Raw genomic sequence first — 19,030 nt, 5'->3', positions numbered from 1 at the left:
CCCGCGCCCTGTTAATGTCGTGTTATTCGGCGGCGGCTGCGAGGTCTGCGGAGGGCAGCATTTTGCCGGGGTTGAGGATGCCCTGCGGGTCCAGCGCCTGTTTGATCGCGCGCATAAAGGCGACGGCGGGCCCATGTTCCTGCGCCATGAAGCTCTGCTTGCCGATGCCAATGCCATGCTCACCGCTGACCGTCCCGCCAAGGCGCAGAGCCGTCTCGCCCAGCGCGTGGGTGAACTCATGCGCGCGGGCCATTTCGTCGGCATTCTCCGGGTCCACCGACAGCCCGGCGTGAAAGTTGCCATCCCCCACATGCCCCACGATGGTCGAGGTCAGCCCCAGCCGCACCGCGTCCTCTTGCGCTTGGGTGACCGCTTCGGCCAGTTGCGAGATCGGCACGCAGACATCCGTCGGCCAGATATGCCCGCCGCTGCCCAGCGCCGCGCTGGCGTAATGGGCGCTGTGGCGCATCTTCCACAGGGCGGTGCGGTCTTCGGCCTTGGTGGCGGTTTGCCAGCCGGTGGCACCGAATTCCTCGGCGATGGCCGCAAAGCTTTCGACCTGCTCGGCGACGCTGGCGGGCGAGCCGTGGAATTCGAGGAACAGGTGCGGCACCTCGGGCAGCCCGGCCTTGGCGTAGGCGTTGAAGCCGCGTACCATCATGTGGTCGAGCAGTTCGATCCGCGCCATGGGCAGGCCGCTCTGGATGGTCAGGATCACGCAGTTCACCGCGTCTTCGACGGTGTCAAAGCGGCAGGTGGCGGCGCTGACCGTTTCTGGCTGGCCTTGCAGTTTCAGCGTGAGTTCCGTGATGATGCCCAAAGTGCCTTCGGAGCCGATCAGCAGGTGCGTCAGGTCATAGCCGGTCGAGGATTTGCGCGCCTGCGTGCCGGTGCGGATGATCGTACCGTCGGCCATAACCGCCTCGAGCGCAAGGATATTCTCTCGCATTGTGCCGTAGCGCACCGCCGTTGTGCCCGACGCCCGCGTCGCCGCCATTCCGCCAATAGAGGCATCCGCGCCGGGATCGACGGGAAAGAACAACCCGGTGGAGCGCAGCTCTTCGTTCAGGCGGATGCGGGTGATGCCGGGCTGCACGGTGCAGTTGAGGTCCTCGGGGCTGACGCGCAGGACGGTGTTCATCCGCGCCATGTCGAGGCTGATCCCGCCATGCAGCGCCAGATGCTGGCCTTCGAGCGACGAGGCCGCGCCATAGGGCGTGATTGGGCAGTTGTGCCGTGCGCAGATCTTGACGATCTCGCTGACCTCTTGCGTCGTCTCGGGGTAGGCGACGGCGTCGGGGGGCGTGTTGGGGTAGTAGGTCTCGTTCTGGCCGTGCAGGGTGCGCTCGGCGTCAGAGGTCACGAGGCGGTCGCCCAAAAGGCTGTGCAATTCGGCAATGGCGGCGTCATGCGGCATGGGATGTCAGTCCTGAGTAAAGGGCTAGGGCCACGACCAGAAGCATGGAAGCAGCCATGAGAAAGTTGATACGTCTTTGCGCGGTGGCAGAGAGGTTCAGGCGGTGCAGGCTGGCCCCGGCCCAGAGCCATCCAAGGTGGATCGGGACCCAAAAGGCGTTGACGATCAGCAATTTGGCGAGGGTCTCGACGAGGATGCTGCCCGAAAAGGGGAAGCCTGCGAAGAGGGTTGTGTTGACGGCGTAGGCCTTGGGGTTGATCGCCTGGAGCGCAATCCCGGCAAGGAGCGCGGGCGGGGCCTTGGCCTCGACAAAGGCGATACGCGCCCCGGCAAAGGCGATGCGGACGGCGAGATACAGCAGGTAGGCGGTGGAGGCGGCCATCAAAACGGTGCGGATGACCGGCACCGACAGCACAATCGCCGCCACGCCCGAGATCACCGCGAGAGCCACGAGGTTGGTGCCGATGAACAGGCCGGCGACGTAAGCCAGGCTGGGGCGAAAGCCGTAGGCCGCGCCCAGACCGGCCGTCGACAGAACGCCGGGGCCGGGGGTGATCAGCAAAAACAGAACGGCAGCGGCAAAGGTCAGCATGGGCCGCCTGCCGGATCGCGTGACATGAGTGTGTTCCTCCCGCCGGGTGCGCTTGCATCGCGCCCGAAATGGTATACCATTTGCGATGAAACGGCTTTGACCGCAGAATGTCAACGCCCCGCTTGCCCCGCGCGGTGCCAAATTCCTTCGCAAGGAATTTGCAAAACTCTTGAAAGAGTTTTGGTCCGCGCGGGGGCGAAGTGGGGCAGGGAGGATAGATGACATTGTTTGATTTGACCGGGCGCCGGGCGCTCGTGACCGGCTCGTCCATGGGAATCGGCTATGCCTTGGCGCGCGGCTTGGCGCAGGCTGGGGCGCGGGTTGTTTTGAATGCCCGCAACGCGGAGCGATTGGCCGAGGCGGCGGCAGGTCTGCGCGCTGAGGGCTTTGAGGTCGAGGAACTCGTGTTTGACGTGACGGACGCAGACGGGGTGCGGGCTGCCATCGACGGTTTTGAGTCCAGCCATGGGGCCATCGACATTCTGGTGAACAACGCGGGGATGCAGCATCGCACGCCTTTGGAGGATTTCCCCGCAGACGCCTTTGACCGTCTGATGCGCACCAATGTGAACTCGGTGTTCTACGTGGGCCAGGCCGTTGCGCGCCACATGATCGCGCGCGGGGCGGGCAAGATCGTCAATATCGCCTCGGTGCAGACCGCTTTGGCGCGTCCGGGGATTGCGCCTTATACCGCGTCCAAGGGCGCTGTGGGCAACCTGACCAAGGGGATGGCCACCGATTGGGCCAAGCATGGTCTCAACTGCAACGCCATTGCGCCGGGGTATTTCGACACGCCGTTGAACAAGGCTTTGGTCGAGGATCCAGAGTTCAGCGCTTGGCTGGAAAAGCGCACGCCTGCGGGGCGCTGGGGCAAGGTCGAAGAGTTGGTGGGCGCTTGCGTGTTCCTGTCGTCGGACGCGGCGAGCTTTGTCAACGGGCATACGCTGTTCGTGGACGGGGGGATTTCCACCAGTCTGTAAGGGCTTATCGCCGGGGAGGACCGGCACATGAGGGGAGGAGAGACAATGAGTGACACACCGGTGATCGGCTTTATCGGCGTGGGTCTGATGGGCCACGGCATGGCGAAGAATATCCTTGAGGGGGGGTATCCCTTGGTCATCAAGGGCAACCGAAATCGCGCGCCGGTGGAGGATTTGGTGGCGCGTGGGGCGACCGAGGTGCAGACCCCGCGCGAGATGGCCGAGCAGTGCGATATCATCCATCTGTGCCTGTCGAACTCGCCTCTGATCGAGGCGGTGATGGGCGGCGAGGACGGGATCCTGGCCGGGGCGCGCGAAGGGCTGATCGTGGTGGATACTTCGACCGCCGATCCGACCTCGACCGCGCGGCTGGCGCAGGCTTTGGGAGAGAAGTGCGCGCATATGGTGGATGCGCCCTTGGGGCGGACCCCGAAGGAGGCCGAGGAAGGCACTTTGGATGCGATGGTTGGGGCCGAGGACGCGGTCTTTGCCAAGGTCTTGCCGGTGATCGCGTGCTGGGCGGGCAATATCAACCACGTGGGCGGCGTGGGCGCCGGGCACAAGATGAAGCTACTGATGAATATGATCGCCATGTCCTATGCGGCGCTTTATGCCGAGGCGACGGTTTTGGGCGCGAAAGTGGGGATTTCGCCCCAGACCGTGCAAAAGGTCATCGGGTCGAGCCGTCTTGGCAACGGGTTCTTTGATACGTTCATGGAGTATACCGTCGGGCGGAACAAGGACGCGCATAAGTTCACGATTACCAATGCGTCCAAGGATGTGCGCTATGCCAATGCCATGGCGGCGGAGGCGGGGGCTTTGTCGCTGATCGGGGCGGCGACGCGGCAGTATTTCACCCATGTGGAGGCGATTGGACATGGTGAGGACTACGTGCCGTGGTTGTCGGATCACGTGGGGCGGTTGAATGGCGTCGATCTGGAGGATGAGGTGCGCAAGGGGTCGTGAGCCGGTCGGGGGTTAGGGGGCTCTGCCCCCGCCGCAGAGCGGCTCCCCCGGGATATTTTTAAAGAGAAGAAGGCGGTAGAGAAATAGGCCCCCGGCGTCTGGATTGGCGCGGGGGCCTTTTGGGTTTAGCCAATGGCTTTGGCGGTGCCGTCTGCCAGCATGGCGTCGAGGTCGAGCGGGGTCTTGAAGCCGGATTTGACCTTGGTTTCGAGGTCGATCTCGGCCTTTTTGACGTCTTCGAGCTTGGCGATCACCTCGTCGATGCGCGCGTAAGGCACGACCACCACGCCGTTGCGGTCGGCGATGATCATGTCCCCCGTGGCGATGATGCGCCCGCCGACCGCCGCAGCGCCGCCCACCGTGCCGGGGCCGTGGGCGTAGGGCGAAGCAGGGTTGAGGCCTGTGCACCAGCAGTTCATGCCGGTCAGTTCAATGCCTTCGACGTCGCGCATGGGGCCATCGGTGACAAAGCCTGCGGCCCCGGCGTTGACCATCATCCCCATGAGCTGATCGCCCGAGGCCGAGCAGCCTTGGTGCCCCTGGACGGCGGCGACGACCACGTCTCCGGGTTGGATCATGTGGACGGCGGCCAGCGTTGCGAGGATTTCAGCGGGGCCGTTGTCAGCCACCAAGGCGGGGCCGTGGACGGTGGCGTGCTGCGCAGGGGTCAGCGGAGAGATTGCCGTGGCCAGCGCGCCCATGCCGTCCATGGCGTCACAGACAAAGCCGGTGGGGATGCCTGCAAAGGCGTCGATCTGTGCCTGCGTCGGGCGGGGGGCGTTCTTGATCAGCGTCAGCTTGGCGGGATCTTCGATCATGTCACTTGTCCTGTGTGTCGGGGTTGGGCAGGCGCCAGAGCAGCCGGGTGTAGGCCAGCCCCGAGGCGGTGGCCGTGCAGCGGGTTTTCTGGAGCAGGATGGTTTCGGCCTCGGCCTCTTGGAGCTGGCCGAGTTCTTCGAGGCGGTCGCATTGCGTCAGGCTGGAGATCAGGTCGTATTTGACTTCGATCCCGGCGAGGGCGGCGAGTTTTTCCGGCGCATTGGCACGGATCGTCTCCATGCGCGCGGCGATGCCTTGGGACCATGCCTCGCGCGCCTTGGTAAAGCACAGCGTGGCGGCGGCGGGGGCTTCGGCGCTGTCCACCAGACAGTCCTGATGCGCCGTGTCCACGCAGAGGTTGGGGTTGGTGCCGTCCGTGCGGGCGCTGTCGATGCAGGCGGTGACGGCGGTCAGGTCGACCTCGGCGCTGGCGGGCGCGGCAAGGCCCACCGCGAGGGCGGCGATAAGGGGTTTGAACATGGCTCCTCCGGGGTGGCACCGATCCTCCTCGATCGGATGCTCTTGCATTTGGTATACCATTTTGTGAGTATGGAGCAAGCGACGCGCGGGCCGGGAATCGGGAAAACGCGCGCATGGAGGAGATAAACTATGTCAGACACCCGCGCGCACAAGCGGTTTCGCAGCCAAGAGTGGTTCGACAATCCCAATAATCCGGGCATGACCGCGCTGTATGTCGAGCGCTACCAGAACCAGGAATACACCCGCGAAGAGCTGCAAGGGGGCAAGCCGGTGATCGGCATCGCCCAGACCGGCAGCGATCTGGCCCCTTGCAACAAGATCCACGTGTTCCTGATGGACCGGATCAAGGCGGGCATCCGCGCGGCGGGCGGTATTCCCATGGAATTCCCGGTGCATCCGATCCAAGAGACAGGCAAACGGCCCACGGCGGCGCTGGATCGCAACCTTGCCTATCTGGGTCTGGTCGAGGTGCTGCACGGCTATCCCATCGACGGGGTTGTGCTGACCACCGGCTGTGACAAGACCACGCCTGCGATGCTCATGGGCGCGGCCACGGTGGACATCCCGGCGATTGCGCTGAACGGCGGCCCGATGCTGGACGGCTGGTGGAAGGGCAAGCGCGCGGGCAGCGGTACCATCATCTGGGAGAGCCGCCGTCTGCTGTCCGAGGGCAAGATCGACTACGAAGAGTTCATGGGCCGGGTGTGTTCCTCGGCGCCGTCCTTGGGGCATTGCAACTCGATGGGGACGGCCTCGACGATGAACGCCATGGCCGAGGCCTTGGGGATGTCGCTGACCGGCAACGCGGCGATCCCCGCGCCCTTCCGCGAGCGCATGGCCATGGCCTATGAGACCGGCAAGCACATCGTGCAGATGGTGTATGATGACCTCAAGCCGTCGGATATCCTGACGCGCGAGGCTTTTGAGAACGCGATTGTGGTGAACGCCGCGATTGGCGGCAGCACCAATGCCCCGCCGCATTTGCAGGCGATTGCCCGGCACGCGGGGGTGGATCTGAACGTCAAGGATTGGGAAACCGTTGGCTATGACGTGCCGCTGATGGTGAACATGCAGCCGGCGGGCGAGTACCTGGGCGAGAGCTTTTTCCGCGCGGGCGGCGTGCCGGCGGTCATGGGCGAGCTGATGAAGGCCGGGCGCCTGCACACCCAAGCGATGACCGCCACGGGCAACACCATGGGCGCGAATTTGGCCGGGGTCGAGAGCGTCGATACCGATGTGATCAAGACCTATGACGCGCCGATGCGCCCCAACGCGGGCTTCAAGGTCTTGTCCGGGAACCTGTTCGACAGCGCCTTGATGAAGACGTCCGTGATCTCGGAGGACTTCCAAAAGCGGTTCCTGTCCGAACCCGGGCGCGAAGGGATTTACGAGGCGCGGGCCATCGTGTTCGAAGGCCCCGAGGATTACCACGACCGGATCAATGACCCGTCGCTGGAGATTGACGAGACCTGCATTCTGTTCATCCGCAACGTGGGCTGCTTGGGCTATCCCGGCTCGGCCGAGGTGGTGAATATGCAGCCGCCCGATGCGCTGATCCGTGCGGGCATCAACCACCTGCCGACGGTGGGGGATGGGCGGCAGTCGGGCACGTCCGAGTCGCCCTCGATCCTGAACGCCTCACCCGAGGCGGTGGTCGGCGGGGGGCTCGCGTTTTTGAAAACGGGCGACACAGTGCGGCTGGACCTGAACACGTCGAGCATGAACGCTTTGGTCGATGAGGCGGAGTGGGCCGAGCGGGTTGCCGCCTGGAAAGCGCCCGAATTGCGGCATCAGACCCCGTGGCAAGAGATCTACCGCACGCATGTGGGGCAGCTGTCCGATGGTGGCTGTCTGGAACTGGCGACGGCCTATCAGAAGGTCGCCCGGGATTTGCCGCGAGATAACCACTGAGGCGGTCGCGTGCCTCGGGGTGGGGGAGGGGGCGCTGCCCCCTCTGCGCCGGTGGCGCATTCACCCCCGGGATATTTTGAAAGAGAAGAAGACAGTTAGGGGAGGGGTCTGGGGTGACGCAGACGATTATCATCACCGGCGCCGGGCGCGGGATTGGCAAGGCTTGTGCGAAGGTGTTTCTGGAGGCGGGCTGGAAGGTTGGCCTTGTGGGGCGGCAGCCGGGGCCTTTGGAAGAGGTGGCGGCGGGTCACAAGAACGCGTTGGTTTTGCCGGGCGATGTGGCGCAGGAAATGCAGGTGGAGCAGATCTTTAACCGGGCGGCGGCAGAGTGGGGGCGTATCGATGCGCTGTTCAACAATGCGGGCGTGTCGGTGATGGGCGCGACCATCGACGAGATCAACGTGGCCGACTGGAAACGCTGCATGGAGGTCAACGTCACTGGCGCGTTCATCTGCGCGCGGGCGGCGTTCAAGCGGATGCGGGCGCAGGACCCGCAAGGTGGGCGGATCATCAACAACGGCTCGGTGTCGGCGGACGTGCCGCGCTGGGGCTCTGCGCCCTATACGGCCTCCAAGCACGCGGTCACCGGACTGACGCGCAGCATCTCTCTGGATGGGCGCCCGTACAACATCGCCTGTGGGCAGATCAACATCGGCAACGCGTTGACCGACATGGCCGAGAAGATGACCCAAGGTGTTCCGCAAGCGGATGGCTCCATCGCCATCGAGCCCGTCATGGACGTGGCCCATGTCGCCAATTCGGTCCTGCACATGGCCAACCTGCCGCTCGATGCCAATGTTCAGTTCATGACCGTCATGGCAACCAACATGCCGTATATCGGGCGGGGCTAGGCTTCTTCTCTTTGCAAATATCCCGGGAGGGGTTTGGGGAGGGCAGCGCCCTCCCCATTTCTTTTGCGCTTAGCGCGTGGCCGGAACGGGACGTCTGACTTTGCCGCGCACCGCCCGTTCGCGCTGCCAGATATACAAGCCCGAAGCGACGATGATCAGCCCGCCACCCAGCGTCCATACCGTCGGCCATGTGTCGAACAGCATCACCCCCGCTGCCGCCGCCAAGAAAATCTGGATGTAGATCACCGGCGCGAGGATCGACGCATCGGCCCAGCGGTGCGCTGTTGTCGCGGCGATGTGGCCCATGGCGCCAAAGGCTCCGATCAACACAAACGCGATCCAGCCGTTGCCCGTCGGCCAGACCCACGCTTGCCAGACGAACGGTGCCAAGGCCAAAGACGCAATCCCCGAGGACCAGATCTGCTGCGTGGCGTTGGCCTCGACCCCTGCCAAGAGGCGCGTCATGATGAAATACATGGACGCCATGCACAGCGCCCCCAGGGTCAAAAACATCGCCGGGTGAAAGCTCGCTCCCCATGGCTGCATCACCACTAGTACCCCGACAAAGCCGACGCAGACCGCCACCAGCCGCCGCAGGCCCACGCGCTCGCCCAGGATCGGGATCGCCAGTAGGGTCACCACGATGGGCCCCGCGAACATGATCGTCGTTGTCACCGTGATCGGCAGGAATTGCAGCGCTGAGAAGTTCAGCACCGTGCTGCCCAGCAGGAACAGCGAGCGCAGCAGCTGCTTGCCCGGCGCGTTCGACCGGAACGCCGCGCGGTCTCGGGTGCCATAGACCAGCACGGCGATGAGGAAATGCCCCACGTAGCGTGTGAACACCACCTGTAGCGCGGGCAGCCCGCCGAGGATCAGCCACTTGGCCGAGCTGTCGATGCAGGTGAACCACAGGACCGCCAGCGCCATCAGCAGGACGCCAGCGGCGGTGCGCTCTTCTCTGGGTTGGGGGTGTGCCATGTCTTGCCTTTGGGAAAGCGGCGGGGACAGCGCCCCGCCCGCAGGTTTAGGCCGCCGCCCAGCCGCCGTCGATCACATGCGCCTGACCGGTGGTAAAGGCGCTCTCGTCCGAGCCGAGGTAGATCGCCAGATGCGCGATTTCTTCGGGGGTGCCGATGCGGCCCATGGGCTGGCGCGCCTCAAAGGCTTTGCGGGCCTCGTCGTAGTCGCCCATGGCGCGCAGGCGGTCGTGCAGCGACGGGCTGTCCACGGTGCCGGGGCAGATGCAGTTCACGCGGATGCCGTCCTTGACATAATCCACGGCGACCGATTTCGTCAGGCCGATGACGGCGGCTTTGGACGCGCCATAGACGCAGCGGCCGGGGGCGGCGAGGATCGAGCCTGCGACTGAAGCGATGTTGACGATGGAGCCGCCCTTGCGTTCCAGCATCCCCGGCAGGGCGGCCTGCATGGTGTGGAACTGGCCTTTGACGTTCAGGCCAAAGGCAAAGTCGAACTCGTCGTCGGTGGCCTCCAGAATGGTCCCGGCGTGCACGAACCCTGCGCAGTTCACGAGGATATCCGGGCCGGCGGGGCCGATGGCGTCGAACACGGCGGCTTTGTCCATGACGTTCAGCGCCTGCGTTTCGCAGTCCAGCCCCGCCAGCAGATCGGCGTTGAGGTCGGTGGCGATGACGGTGGCCCCTTCGCGGATGTAGCCTTCGGCGATGGCGCGGCCGATGCCTTGACCGGCGGCGGTGATAAAGGCGCGTTTGCCCTGTAGTCTCATGGTTGTCTTCCTATGGTCTGTCTTGGGGCGCTTCCTCGGGCCTGATGGCCCGCGTCAGACGCCGGTGTAATTGCCGGGCACATCGCCCGCTTTGACGGGGTGGCCGCGATGCCCCGAGAGGGCGGCGGCCAGCGTCATTTCCATGGCCTTGATGCCGTCCGCGCCGGTGCACAGGACGTCATCCGCAGCCCCGTTCACCACGGCGGCGAAGCGGTCGATCTGTGCCAGAAGGGGGTCGATCCTGGGGAAGCTTTGCCCGGGGAGTTTTGTCAGCGGCTTGGACCACTCGATCTCGCCCGGGCCGGACCGCCCCCAACGGGTGAGCGAGGGAAAGGCCAGCGCGCCGTCGCTGCCGACAAAGCGCAGGTAGTCCTGATCCGATCCGGCGATGGCGGGGTTTTCATGGCTGGCGGCCTCGAAGGACCAAGGGCTGGCCCCGGCATCCGAGATCAGGAAAGACCCCAAAGCGCCATTGGCAAAGCGGAAGGCGATAGAGGCGGTGTCCTCGATCACGAACCTGCGCTGCGCCGAGGACAGGAGGGCCGAGGCCTCGAGCATTTCGCCGACGAGAAAGCGCATCAGGTCAATCTCATGGGTGAGGTTGGTCAGCAAAGGCCCCGCGCCGGGCGCGCGCCGCCAGTCGGCGTCGTAATAGGTGGTGTGCTTGCGCAAGGACCACAGCCCTTGGACGCCCACCAGATCGCCGATCTGGGCCAAGGCCTCGCGGGCGGCAATCGAGAACGGATGGCAGCGGCGGTGGTGGCCGGTGAAGAGCGGAACCCCGGCGGTGTCGGCTTGCGTGACGAGGGCGCGGGCCGCGTCCAAGGTGCCCGCGGTGGGCTTTTCCACGAGGGTGGCCCAGCCGCGCGCGATGCAGGCCGCGCCGCTGAGGGCATGGTCCTGAGTGGGGGTTGCGATGATTGCCGCGCGGGTGTCTGCGGGGACATCGTCGAGCGCGGCGACCATGGGCAGGCCGGTTTGGGCGAGCTGGTCGCGCAGGCCCGCGTTGGGTTCCACAACGGCGGTGAGGCGCACGTGGTCCGACAGGCCTGCCACTTCGATGTGGCGCTGGCCGATGGAGCCCGCTCCGATCACGCACAAGGGTAGGGTCATGGGTGCACCTCTTCTTCGCGCGCGGGACCAAAACTCTTGCAAGAGTTTTGCAAATTCCTTGCAAGGAATTTGGTCGCGCCCCGCACTGTCATTACATCACCGCGCCGATCTGCCACGGCACGAACTCGAAATCGCCCAGACCCTGCGCCTCGCTCTTGGTTTGCGCGCCAGAGGCCATGCGCAGCCACATCTGATAGATCTCGCGGCCCACCTCTTCGACGCTGCGGCCTTCGGACAGGATGGTCCCGGCGTTCACGTCCATGTCTTCGTGCAGGCGATTGTACATCTCGGTGTTGGTGGCGACCTTCATGGACGGCGAGGGTTTCGCGCCAAAGGCCGAGCCGCGCCCGGTGGTGAAGCACACGAGGTTGCAGCCCGAGGCGATCTGCCCCGTCACCGAGGCCGGGTCGTAGCCGGGGCTGTCCATGAAGGTGAAGCCCTTGGCGGTCACCGGCTCGGCGTAGTTATAGACCCCGGTCAGCGGCGTGGTGCCGCCCTTGGCTGCCGCGCCCAGCGACTTTTCGAGGATCGTGGTCAGCCCGCCCTTCTTGTTGCCGGGCGAGGGGTTGTTGTCCATCGAGCCCTTGTTGCGCGCGGTGTAGTCTTCCCACCACTTGATGAGGCCGATCAGCTTGTCGCCCACGGCACGGTCCACCGCGCGGGCGGTCAGCAGGTGTTCGGCGCCGTAGATTTCGGGGGTCTCGGCCAGCACGCCCGTGCCGCCCTGCGCCACCAGCAGGTCGCAGGCATAGCCCACGGCGGGGTTGGCGGTGATGCCGGACCAGGCGTCCGAGCCGCCGCATTGCAGCGCCACCATCAGCTCGGACGCCGGGCATTCGGTCCGCTGCACGTCGTTGACCACCGGCAGCATCTTTTCGATCTTGGAAATCCCCAGCTCGACCGTTTTGCGCAAACCGCCCACGTCCTGGATGTTCATCGTCTGGAAGGTGGGGCCGGATTTCAGGCCGTAGGCTTCGATCAGCCAGTCGATCTGCATCATCTCGCAGCCCAGACCGGCCAGCAGCACGCCGCCGATATTGGGGTTGCGGGCATAGCCCCAGAGCACGCGTTGCAGCGCCTCAAAGCCCGTGCCATCGCCGCCCATGGCGCAGCCGGTGCCGTGCACAAAGGCCACCACGCCGTCGATGTTGGGGTACTCGGCCAGCAGCTCATCGGTGAAATGCGCGGCGATCTTGCGCGCGGCGGTGGCCGAACAGTTCACCGAGGTCAGCACGGCGATATAGTTGCGCGTGCCTACGCGGCCCGTGGCGCGGCGGTAGCCCATAAAGGTGTCTTGCGTGGCCGCCGGGGCCACGGGGCGCAGGTTGGTGCCGAACTCATAGGCGGTGTCGACATTGCGGAAGTCCAGGTTGTGCGTGTGCACATGGCTGCCCTTGGCGATGTCCTCGGCGGCGTAGCCGATGACTTGGGCGTATTTGGTGACCGCCGCGCCCTTGGCGATATCGCAGGTGGCGATCTTGTGCCCGCGCGGGATGGGCTGGATCGCGCCTTCTTGGCCGATCTCCAGCGCTTGGATGGCGGTGACGACGTTGTCGGCGTCGGACAGGCGGACGGTGTTCATGGGGCTCTCATGCGTTCAGGAATGGTCGTCAAAGAAAAGGCCGGGGCGCGTTCACGTCCCGGCCCAAGTTCCCCTTAGTCGAGGAAGATCGTGATGATCGGCGGCCAGGCCAGCAGCACCAGCAGCGCGAGCAATTGCAGCGCGATGAAGGGCAGGAACCCGCGGAAGATATCCGTCAGCGAGATATGCGCCGGGGCAACCGATTTGAGGTAGAAGGCAGCCGGGCCAAAGGGCGGCGACAGGAAGCTGACCTGCATGTTCATGCAGAACACCACACCGAACCAGATCGGGATGTAGCGCGCATCAATCGACCCCAGCCAACCGATTTCCTCGGCGGGCAGGCGGGTCACGATGGGCAGGAACACCGGCATGATCAGCAGCACGATGCCCACCCAGTCCATGAACATCCCCATGATCAAAAAGATCAGCATCATCAGCAGGATCACACCCATGGTCGGCATGTCCGCACCGACGATCAGGTTGGCCACATAGGTCGGGCCACCCGCCAGCGTATAGGCCGCCGCCAGCGCTGCGGCACCGATGGTCACCCAGATGATGGTGCCGGTGGATTTCAGCGTGCGCATCAGGCTGTCCCAGACGATTTCAAACGTCATCTCGCGGCGCACGACCGAGATCACAAAGACCGCGATCACCCCCATGGCAGCGGCTTCGGTGATGCCGGTGATGCCGCCATAGATCGAGCCAAGCACAACGCCGACCACCACGATGGGCGCGATCAGGCCTTTGCCCATGTCCCAACCCGCCTTGGTACGCTCGCGGCCCAGCAGCAGCGTCGCGCCAAAGCCAAGGGCCCCCGCAATCGCCAGCTTGATGATCGTGCCGAGGTTGGCTTCCCACACGGTGCGCACCCCGTCGTCCGACATCTTGCCACCCGAGAAGAGCGAGATCAGCAGCAGCAGGCCGATGAACCACAGCGCGCCGAGAAAGACGAACTTGGCCACAAACGCCAGGAACATCTTGCCCTTTTCACCGCCCTTGGGCTGGGTGGGGTCTTCGGGGGGCAGAGGGGCTTTGGACGGGTCCAGCTGCGTCACCACGATGATGTAGATGATAAAGAACATCGCCAGCATAAAGCCCGGCAGGAAGGATGCGGTGAACAGCGCCTTGATCGAGGTTTCGGTCACCAGACCGTAGAAAATCAAAACGATGGACGGCGGGATCATGGTGCCCAGCGAACCGGACGCACAGATCGTGCCGATGGCGAGGTTCTGGTTGTAGCCAAGGCGCAGCATCTGCGGCAGGGCGATCAGGCCCAGCAGAACCACTTCGCCGCCGATGATGCCCGACATGGCCGCCATGATGACCGCCATGACCGAAGTCACGATGGCGATGCCGCCACGGGTGCGGCTGAGCCAGACGTTCAAGGACGAATACATGTCGCGCGCAATGCCCGAGCGTTCCAGCAGCGCCGCCATAAAGATGAACAGGGGCACCGAGATCAGCACGTAGTTCGTCATCTGGCGGTAGACCGCCTGACCCAGCACGCTGAACGGGCCTTGGCCAAAGGTGCGGAACAGGATGTCCACGTCGAATTTCAGCACCAGCGTCACCACGGCGAGGAACGCCGACGCAAAGCCAAGCGGCATCCCGATGGCCAGCAATGCGAACATTGCCAGCAGCAGGATAAGGGAGAGTGTACCGATATCGACCATTACTTCGGGTCCTCTAGAGTGCGGCGGAGCGCTTCGATTTCGGCCTCGTCGGGCTCATCCGTGTGCACTTCGGGTTCTTTGTTCCAGTCGGCGATCAGGTTCGACAAAGCCTGAATGGCCACCAGAAGGATGATAAACAGCAGGGCAGGTTTCAGCGTGCCGGGGATGGGTGGATCCCACGCGGTGCCAAAGGTTTCCATCCGCAGCATCCGGCGCAGCGCGTCGTTGTAGCCGCCCCAGATCAGCGCAAAGGTAAAGACCCAGATCAAAAAGACGGAAATCACGTCCGCCGCCTTTTGCATCCAGCGGGGCATCATGTCGTAGATCACGTAGATGCGGATGTGGCTGCGCTGCTGCATGGCATACAGCCCCGCCAGCAGGAACACGAACGACGCGATCCACAGCGACAGCTCGTTCGCCCACAGGGTCGGGCGCGAGAACACGTAGCGCGACACCACCTCGTAGAACATCACGATCACGATAAAGGCGATGGACATCATCGCAAGGCGCGAACACACCAGCGACAGGATGTCGAAAAAGCCGTCGCGTTCGGGTTCGATCGCGCCCTTGTCGTCGCTGAGAAACAGCGAGGCAAATAGCAGCGCCAAGGCCAGGGACACCAGCGTGACCAAGACGATAGGACGACCCGCCGGGCGGATCATTTCGTGCATCCCGACCGCATCGGCCGAAATGAACTGGTTCAAAATCAGTATGGCGAAGAGGATCAAGGTCAGACCTCCAAAGCCGATCATCCCAAGACGGATCGGTTTTCGGAAGGACCCCAGCCAGACGCTTTCCTGTTCCATGCGCAGTCTCCCCACTGTCATGAAAGGGTTGTCGTTCGCAGCACACCTCACATTGACGGATGGTCAAACTGCTCGGAGGCGGACGGGCGGGTAAAGAAACGGCGAGCCCCGCTACAAGGGCTCGCCGCGCTTTTGAAACGTGGCGATGGGGCCAGCGCTTATTCGGTGATCAGACCCAGATCGGTCAGATACGCCTTGTGGCTTTCAACCAGAGCAGCCGCTTCGGGGGACTTTTCAGCCCAGCCAGCCCAGGATGCCTGAGCGGCCTTGCGGAAGTCTGCGCGGTCTTCAGCGGACCAGTCGTGCAGCGTCACGCCAGCGGCGGTCAGCTGTGCTGCGGCTTCGGCGTTCTTCTTCTCGTTCGACAGGGCGGTGTGCAGCGTCAGCTTTTGCATCGCGGTGTCGATGATGCGGCGGTGCTTTTCGGACAGACCGTCCCAAACGCCCTTGTTGCACGCCAGGTGGTCCGACGGCATCGAGTGGAAGCCGGGGTAGGTGGCGTGCTTGACGATGTCATACAGACCAAGGCCGACGTTGTTGTACAGGCCCGAGGCGTCCGCCCCGTCGATGATGCCGGTTTCCAGCGCGGTAAAGATCTCGGTAAAGTCCATCACGATCGGCGATGCGCCCATCTCGGTGAAGATCTCGGTTTCCAGACCGGGGGGCGAGCGGAACTTCCAGCCCTTGAGGTCTTCGGGGCCGGCAATCGGCTTGGACGAGGACAGCGATTCCTGGCCGTACAGCCACCAGCCGATCAGCTGCATGTCGTTCTGGTTGTACAGCTCCTGCGCCGCGTCGTAACCGCCGCCGTAGTACAGCCAGGAAATCTGCTGCCACGGGGTGTCATAGCCGCCCATGATGTCGCCGACGAACTGGAACGCCGCGTTCTTGCCGGTCTGGTAGGCACCGCCGGTCATGTCGCAGTCGAGAATGCCGTTGATCGCCGCGTCAAAGGTTTCGGTCGTGGCCACGACGGACGAGCTGTAGAACATCTCGATGGCGATTTCGCCGCCCGACATGGTCTGAATGTCGTCGATGAACTGCGCCGCCAGCTTGCCCGACGGGTGCTCGGATGCGTAGTGCGTCTGGATGCGCAGGGTCACGTCCTGCGCGCTGGCCGCGGTGGCCACACATGCGACAGCCGCAACGGCCGCCGATTTGAGAATCGACTTGAGCTTCATTTTTATCCTCCCTGTGCGGCCTCCTCAGACCGCTTTCGTAGATGCTGGCAGGGTGGCTCGGACCCTGCCATTTCCAGATGGTATACCATCTCGCAAACCCAAGCTAACCAAAGCAGTGTGGACTGGCAAGGATTTTTGGTATACCAAATTTCACTTATGGGAGGGCGCTCTTGCAGGGCGCTGAGAAAGCGGCGAAAACATCGCAAAACCAAAAGGATAGGGCCGCATACATGTCGGATGAAACGCTCGCGGAAAATATCGCGAATCATCTCCGGCGCGAGATCCTGAGGGGGAATCTGGCGCCGGGATCGCAAGTCAAGGAAAGAGACAACGCCGCAGAGATGGGTGTCAGTCGCACTCCGATGCGCGAGGCGATTCGGATTTTAGCGAAAGAGGGGCTTGTGACGCTGCGTCCGGCGCGCTCGCCCATTGTTGCGCAGCCCACCTTTCGCGAGGTGGCGGACAATATCGAGGTGCTGACCTCGCTCGAACTGCTGTCGGCCAAGCTGGCGGTGGAACGGGCGACCGATGCGCAGATCGACGAGATCGCCGAGGTCGCAGGCCGCATGGCGCGCGACTATGACACCCTCGACATGATCGACGTGTTCGAGCTGGATATGGAGTTTCACCGCGCCATCGCACGCGCGTCCAACAACCCGGTTCTGGCCGAGGCGCACCGCGCGATCCTCGCCCGGTTGTGGCGTGCGCGCTACCTGTCGGCGACGCGCAAACGCTCGCGCGATCGGGTGCTGCGCCAGCACGACGAGATCGTGCAATCGCTGCGCGCGCGCGACCCAAAGGCGGCGCAATCGACGCTCTATGCGCACCTCGAAGCGCTGCTGGACAACGTCACAGAGTATTTCAAACTTGAGGGCGAAGAGCTGCCCCCAGAGACACCCGAGCGGGTGGAACCCCCCGCCAAGTAAGACACCAGAGAGGAAGGTAACCTAATGAAACTGCTGCGTTTTGGCCCGGCAGGGCAGGAAAAGCCGGGCATCGTGGATGCGGATGGCAATGTGCGTGATCTGTCCGGCAAGGTCGCCGATTTCGCGGGCGCGGGCGTGTCGCTCGAGGCGCTGGCCGAGATCGCCAAGATCGACGTCACAACCCTGCCGGTGGTGGAAAATCCGGGCCGCATCGGCGCTTGCCTTGCCTCGGTGCCGAACTTCTTCTGCGTCGGCCTGAACTACGCGCTGCACGCCAAGGAATCGGGCATGGACGCCCCGGCGGAACCGATCCTGTTCTCCAAGGCGTCTTCGGCGCTGTCCGGCCCGTTCGACGACGTGATCATCCCGCGCAAATCCACCAAGGCCGACTGGGAAGTCGAGCTGGGCGTGATCATCGGCAAAGAGGCGCTGTATGTCTCCGAAGAGGACGCGCTGGATTACGTGGCGGGTTATTGCACCATCAACGACGTCTCCGAGCGGGAATTCCAGATCGAGAAGCTGGGCCAGTGGATCAAGGGCAAATCCGCCCCGACCTTTGGCCCCGTTGGCCCCTATCTGGTGACCGCCGACGAAATCGGTGATCCGCAAAAACTGGACGTGTCGCTCAAGCTGAACGGCGAGACGGTGCAGGATTCGAACACCTCGGACATGATCTTTAGCGTGCGCGAAATCGTGTCGTACATGAGCCAGTTCATGAAGCTGCAACCGGGCGACATCATCGCCACCGGCACCCCGTCGGGTGTGGGCATGGGCATGACCCCGCAGCGGTTCCTGAAACCCGGCGACGTGATGGAAATCACCGTCGAAAAGCTGGGCACGCAAAAGCAGACCGCTGTCGCGGCGGAGTAACCTTGCCCATCGGCAGGGGAGGGCCGTTCCCGCGCGGGGCGGCCTTTTTTCGTGAAACTCTGGTAGGTTAGGGGATTAAGCGGTATGGCGCGGCCTCCTTCACTCAATGCCCATCTGTATTTCGAATGCGTGGCGCGGCGCGGATCGCTGTCGCGCGCCGCCGAAGAGCTGTCGGTCTCGCCCTCGGCGGTCAGCCAGCAGGTGCGCCTGATGGAAGAGCAGCTGGGCGTCAAACTGTTCCGCCGCAAGGGCCGCAAGCTGAGCCTGACGCTGGAGGGCGAGCAGCTGTTCCAAGCCTCGGCCACCGCGATCCGGATGCTGCGAGAGGCGCAGGCGGCCCTTGGCCAAAAGCACGAGATGCGGCGGCTGAACCTGCGGGTCTCGCCCAGTTTCGGCGTGCGCTGGCTGGGGCCGCGTCTGGCGGATTTTCTGCGGTTGCATCCCGATTGGGATCTGCGGGTGGACGCCGCCCCGGACCCCACCGATTTCGACCGCGAGATCATGGATCTGGACATCCGCTACGGCACCGGCGCGTGGCAGGGCTTTCACGCCGAGCCGGTTTTGGAGGACGCGGTCCTGCCGCTGGTGGCGCCGTCTTATCTGGCGTCTTTGACCCCCGGCACGCCTTCCGAGATGCTGGAGCAATGCCGGTTGATCGACAGTGCCCGCGCCCTGTGCCAGTGGGATTTTTGGTTGCTGCGCAATGGCTTGGACGTGGCCGCGAACCGCAAGAAGGTCTTGATGGACCGCTCGTCCATGGGCTTGCAGCTGGCGGTCGACGGGGCGGGCGTGGTGCTGGAATCGCTGGCCTTGGCGGCGGGTGAAGTGGCCGAAGGGCGGCTTGTGCCGATGCTGCCCGCGCTGCCGGTTTTGCAGTTCCCGGCCTATTGGGCGCTGTGCCCGGCGCGGCACCTGAACCGGCGCGTGGTGCGCGGCTTTCTGGGCTGGCTGGCCGAGCAGGCCGAAGCGCACGGGGCCGAGGTGGCGCGGCTGGTGGCGCTGCATGGTTTGCAGGTAGAACGCCTTGATCCGCAAGAGGAATTGCTGCGCGGCGAGAGCGGGTAAGGAACAGCCCCGCGCGCGTGGGGCTGAACTGGCGGTTGCGCTGGCCTCCGG

At 64.1% G+C, this 19,030-nt stretch carries 18 protein-coding genes; 7 read left to right on the top strand and 11 right to left on the bottom strand.

Translation table 11 applies throughout. The features are described from left to right. Nucleotides 1–22: 22 nt before the first annotated feature. Entirely contained in the window at nucleotides 23–1,417 is a 1,395-nt protein-coding gene (locus B9A11_RS00795) for an FAD-binding oxidoreductase (protein ID WP_058246236.1), read from the bottom strand. After that, nucleotides 1,407–2,009: a LysE family translocator gene (locus B9A11_RS00790; protein ID WP_058246237.1), complete on the bottom strand. Its 603-nt coding sequence runs from the start codon at nucleotides 2,007–2,009 to the stop codon at nucleotides 1,407–1,409. The genes B9A11_RS00795 and B9A11_RS00790 overlap by 11 nt, the downstream gene beginning before the upstream one ends. Before the next feature lie 218 nt (nucleotides 2,010–2,227). On the opposite strand from B9A11_RS00790, the gene B9A11_RS00785 reads away from it, so the two are divergent. Both B9A11_RS00785 and B9A11_RS00780 read left to right on the top strand, forming a co-directional pair. Beyond that, nucleotides 2,228–2,989, top strand: a complete 762-nt coding sequence (locus B9A11_RS00785) for an SDR family oxidoreductase (RefSeq protein WP_058246238.1) — start codon at nucleotides 2,228–2,230, stop codon at nucleotides 2,987–2,989. Nucleotides 2,990–3,034: 45 nt separating this feature from the next. Beyond that, complete coding sequence (locus B9A11_RS00780) at nucleotides 3,035–3,955, top strand: NAD(P)-dependent oxidoreductase (RefSeq protein ID WP_058246239.1); 921 nt, start codon at nucleotides 3,035–3,037, stop codon at nucleotides 3,953–3,955. A gap of 125 nt (nucleotides 3,956–4,080) precedes the next feature. Here the strand turns inward: B9A11_RS00780 and B9A11_RS00775 are convergent, their stop codons facing one another. Beyond that, a complete protein-coding gene (locus B9A11_RS00775; protein ID WP_058246240.1) occupies nucleotides 4,081–4,773 on the bottom strand; it encodes an RraA family protein in 693 nt (230 codons plus the stop codon). A gap of 1 nt (nucleotide 4,774) precedes the next feature. Beyond that, nucleotides 4,775–5,254, bottom strand: a complete 480-nt coding sequence (locus tag B9A11_RS00770) for a hypothetical protein (protein WP_058246241.1) — start codon at nucleotides 5,252–5,254, stop codon at nucleotides 4,775–4,777. Between the two features lie 129 nt (nucleotides 5,255–5,383). On the opposite strand from B9A11_RS00770, the gene B9A11_RS00765 reads away from it, so the two are divergent. Together B9A11_RS00765 and B9A11_RS00760 are read left to right on the top strand one after the other, a co-directional pair. Beyond that, the gene (locus B9A11_RS00765; RefSeq protein ID WP_058246242.1) at nucleotides 5,384–7,165 is read left to right on the top strand and encodes an IlvD/Edd family dehydratase; all 1,782 of its coding nucleotides are present in this window, start codon (nucleotides 5,384–5,386) and stop codon (nucleotides 7,163–7,165) included. A 113-nt stretch (nucleotides 7,166–7,278) separates the two neighbouring features. Continuing rightward, nucleotides 7,279–8,016 carry an SDR family oxidoreductase gene (locus B9A11_RS00760; RefSeq protein ID WP_058246243.1) on the top strand — a complete coding sequence of 246 codons (738 nt, stop codon included), beginning with the start codon at nucleotides 7,279–7,281 and terminating at the stop codon, nucleotides 8,014–8,016. 69 nt (nucleotides 8,017–8,085) lie between these two features. Here the strand turns inward: B9A11_RS00760 and B9A11_RS00755 are convergent, their stop codons facing one another. The 7 genes from B9A11_RS00755 to B9A11_RS00725 form a co-directional block, all read right to left on the bottom strand. Then, nucleotides 8,086–8,994: a DMT family transporter gene (locus tag B9A11_RS00755; RefSeq protein ID WP_058246244.1), complete on the bottom strand. Its 909-nt coding sequence runs from the start codon at nucleotides 8,992–8,994 to the stop codon at nucleotides 8,086–8,088. A gap of 46 nt (nucleotides 8,995–9,040) precedes the next feature. After that, complete coding sequence (locus B9A11_RS00750; protein WP_058246245.1) at nucleotides 9,041–9,763, bottom strand: SDR family oxidoreductase; 723 nt, start codon at nucleotides 9,761–9,763, stop codon at nucleotides 9,041–9,043. Nucleotides 9,764–9,817: 54 nt separating this feature from the next. Continuing rightward, nucleotides 9,818–10,876, bottom strand: a complete 1,059-nt coding sequence (locus B9A11_RS00745) for a Gfo/Idh/MocA family protein (RefSeq protein ID WP_058246246.1) — start codon at nucleotides 10,874–10,876, stop codon at nucleotides 9,818–9,820. Between the two features lie 91 nt (nucleotides 10,877–10,967). After that, nucleotides 10,968–12,458 carry a UxaA family hydrolase gene (locus B9A11_RS00740; RefSeq protein WP_058246247.1) on the bottom strand — a complete coding sequence of 497 codons (1,491 nt, stop codon included), beginning with the start codon at nucleotides 12,456–12,458 and terminating at the stop codon, nucleotides 10,968–10,970. Between the two features lie 74 nt (nucleotides 12,459–12,532). After that, a complete protein-coding gene (locus B9A11_RS00735; RefSeq protein ID WP_058246248.1) occupies nucleotides 12,533–14,131 on the bottom strand; it encodes a TRAP transporter large permease in 1,599 nt (532 codons plus the stop codon). Next, complete coding sequence (locus B9A11_RS00730; protein ID WP_058246249.1) at nucleotides 14,131–14,937, bottom strand: TRAP transporter small permease subunit; 807 nt, start codon at nucleotides 14,935–14,937, stop codon at nucleotides 14,131–14,133. Before B9A11_RS00730 ends, B9A11_RS00735 begins: the two co-directional genes overlap by 1 nt. Before the next feature lie 158 nt (nucleotides 14,938–15,095). Next, nucleotides 15,096–16,118 carry a TRAP transporter substrate-binding protein gene (locus tag B9A11_RS00725; RefSeq protein WP_058246250.1) on the bottom strand — a complete coding sequence of 341 codons (1,023 nt, stop codon included), beginning with the start codon at nucleotides 16,116–16,118 and terminating at the stop codon, nucleotides 15,096–15,098. Between the two features lie 230 nt (nucleotides 16,119–16,348). Here B9A11_RS00725 and B9A11_RS00720 point away from each other — a divergent pair, with 230 nt between their 5' ends. The 3 genes from B9A11_RS00720 to B9A11_RS00710 all read left to right on the top strand — a co-directional run bounded on the left by B9A11_RS00720 (nucleotide 16,349) and on the right by B9A11_RS00710 (nucleotide 18,979). Continuing rightward, nucleotides 16,349–17,044, top strand: coding sequence for a GntR family transcriptional regulator (locus tag B9A11_RS00720; protein WP_058246251.1), 696 nt, complete (start codon nucleotides 16,349–16,351; stop codon nucleotides 17,042–17,044). Between the two features lie 24 nt (nucleotides 17,045–17,068). Continuing rightward, entirely contained in the window at nucleotides 17,069–17,914 is an 846-nt protein-coding gene (locus B9A11_RS00715) for a fumarylacetoacetate hydrolase family protein (protein WP_058246252.1), read from the top strand. 84 nt (nucleotides 17,915–17,998) lie between these two features. Further along, the gene (locus B9A11_RS00710) at nucleotides 17,999–18,979 is read left to right on the top strand and encodes a LysR substrate-binding domain-containing protein (protein WP_058246253.1); all 981 of its coding nucleotides are present in this window, start codon (nucleotides 17,999–18,001) and stop codon (nucleotides 18,977–18,979) included. Nucleotides 18,980–19,030 lie beyond the last annotated feature (51 nt).

Source organism: Tropicibacter naphthalenivorans, from assembly GCF_900176475.1.
Taxonomy (GTDB): domain Bacteria; phylum Pseudomonadota; class Alphaproteobacteria; order Rhodobacterales; family Rhodobacteraceae; genus Tropicibacter; species Tropicibacter naphthalenivorans.
The sequence above is the reverse complement of the archived record's forward strand: the minus strand, read 5'-3'. Positions and strand labels throughout refer to the sequence as shown.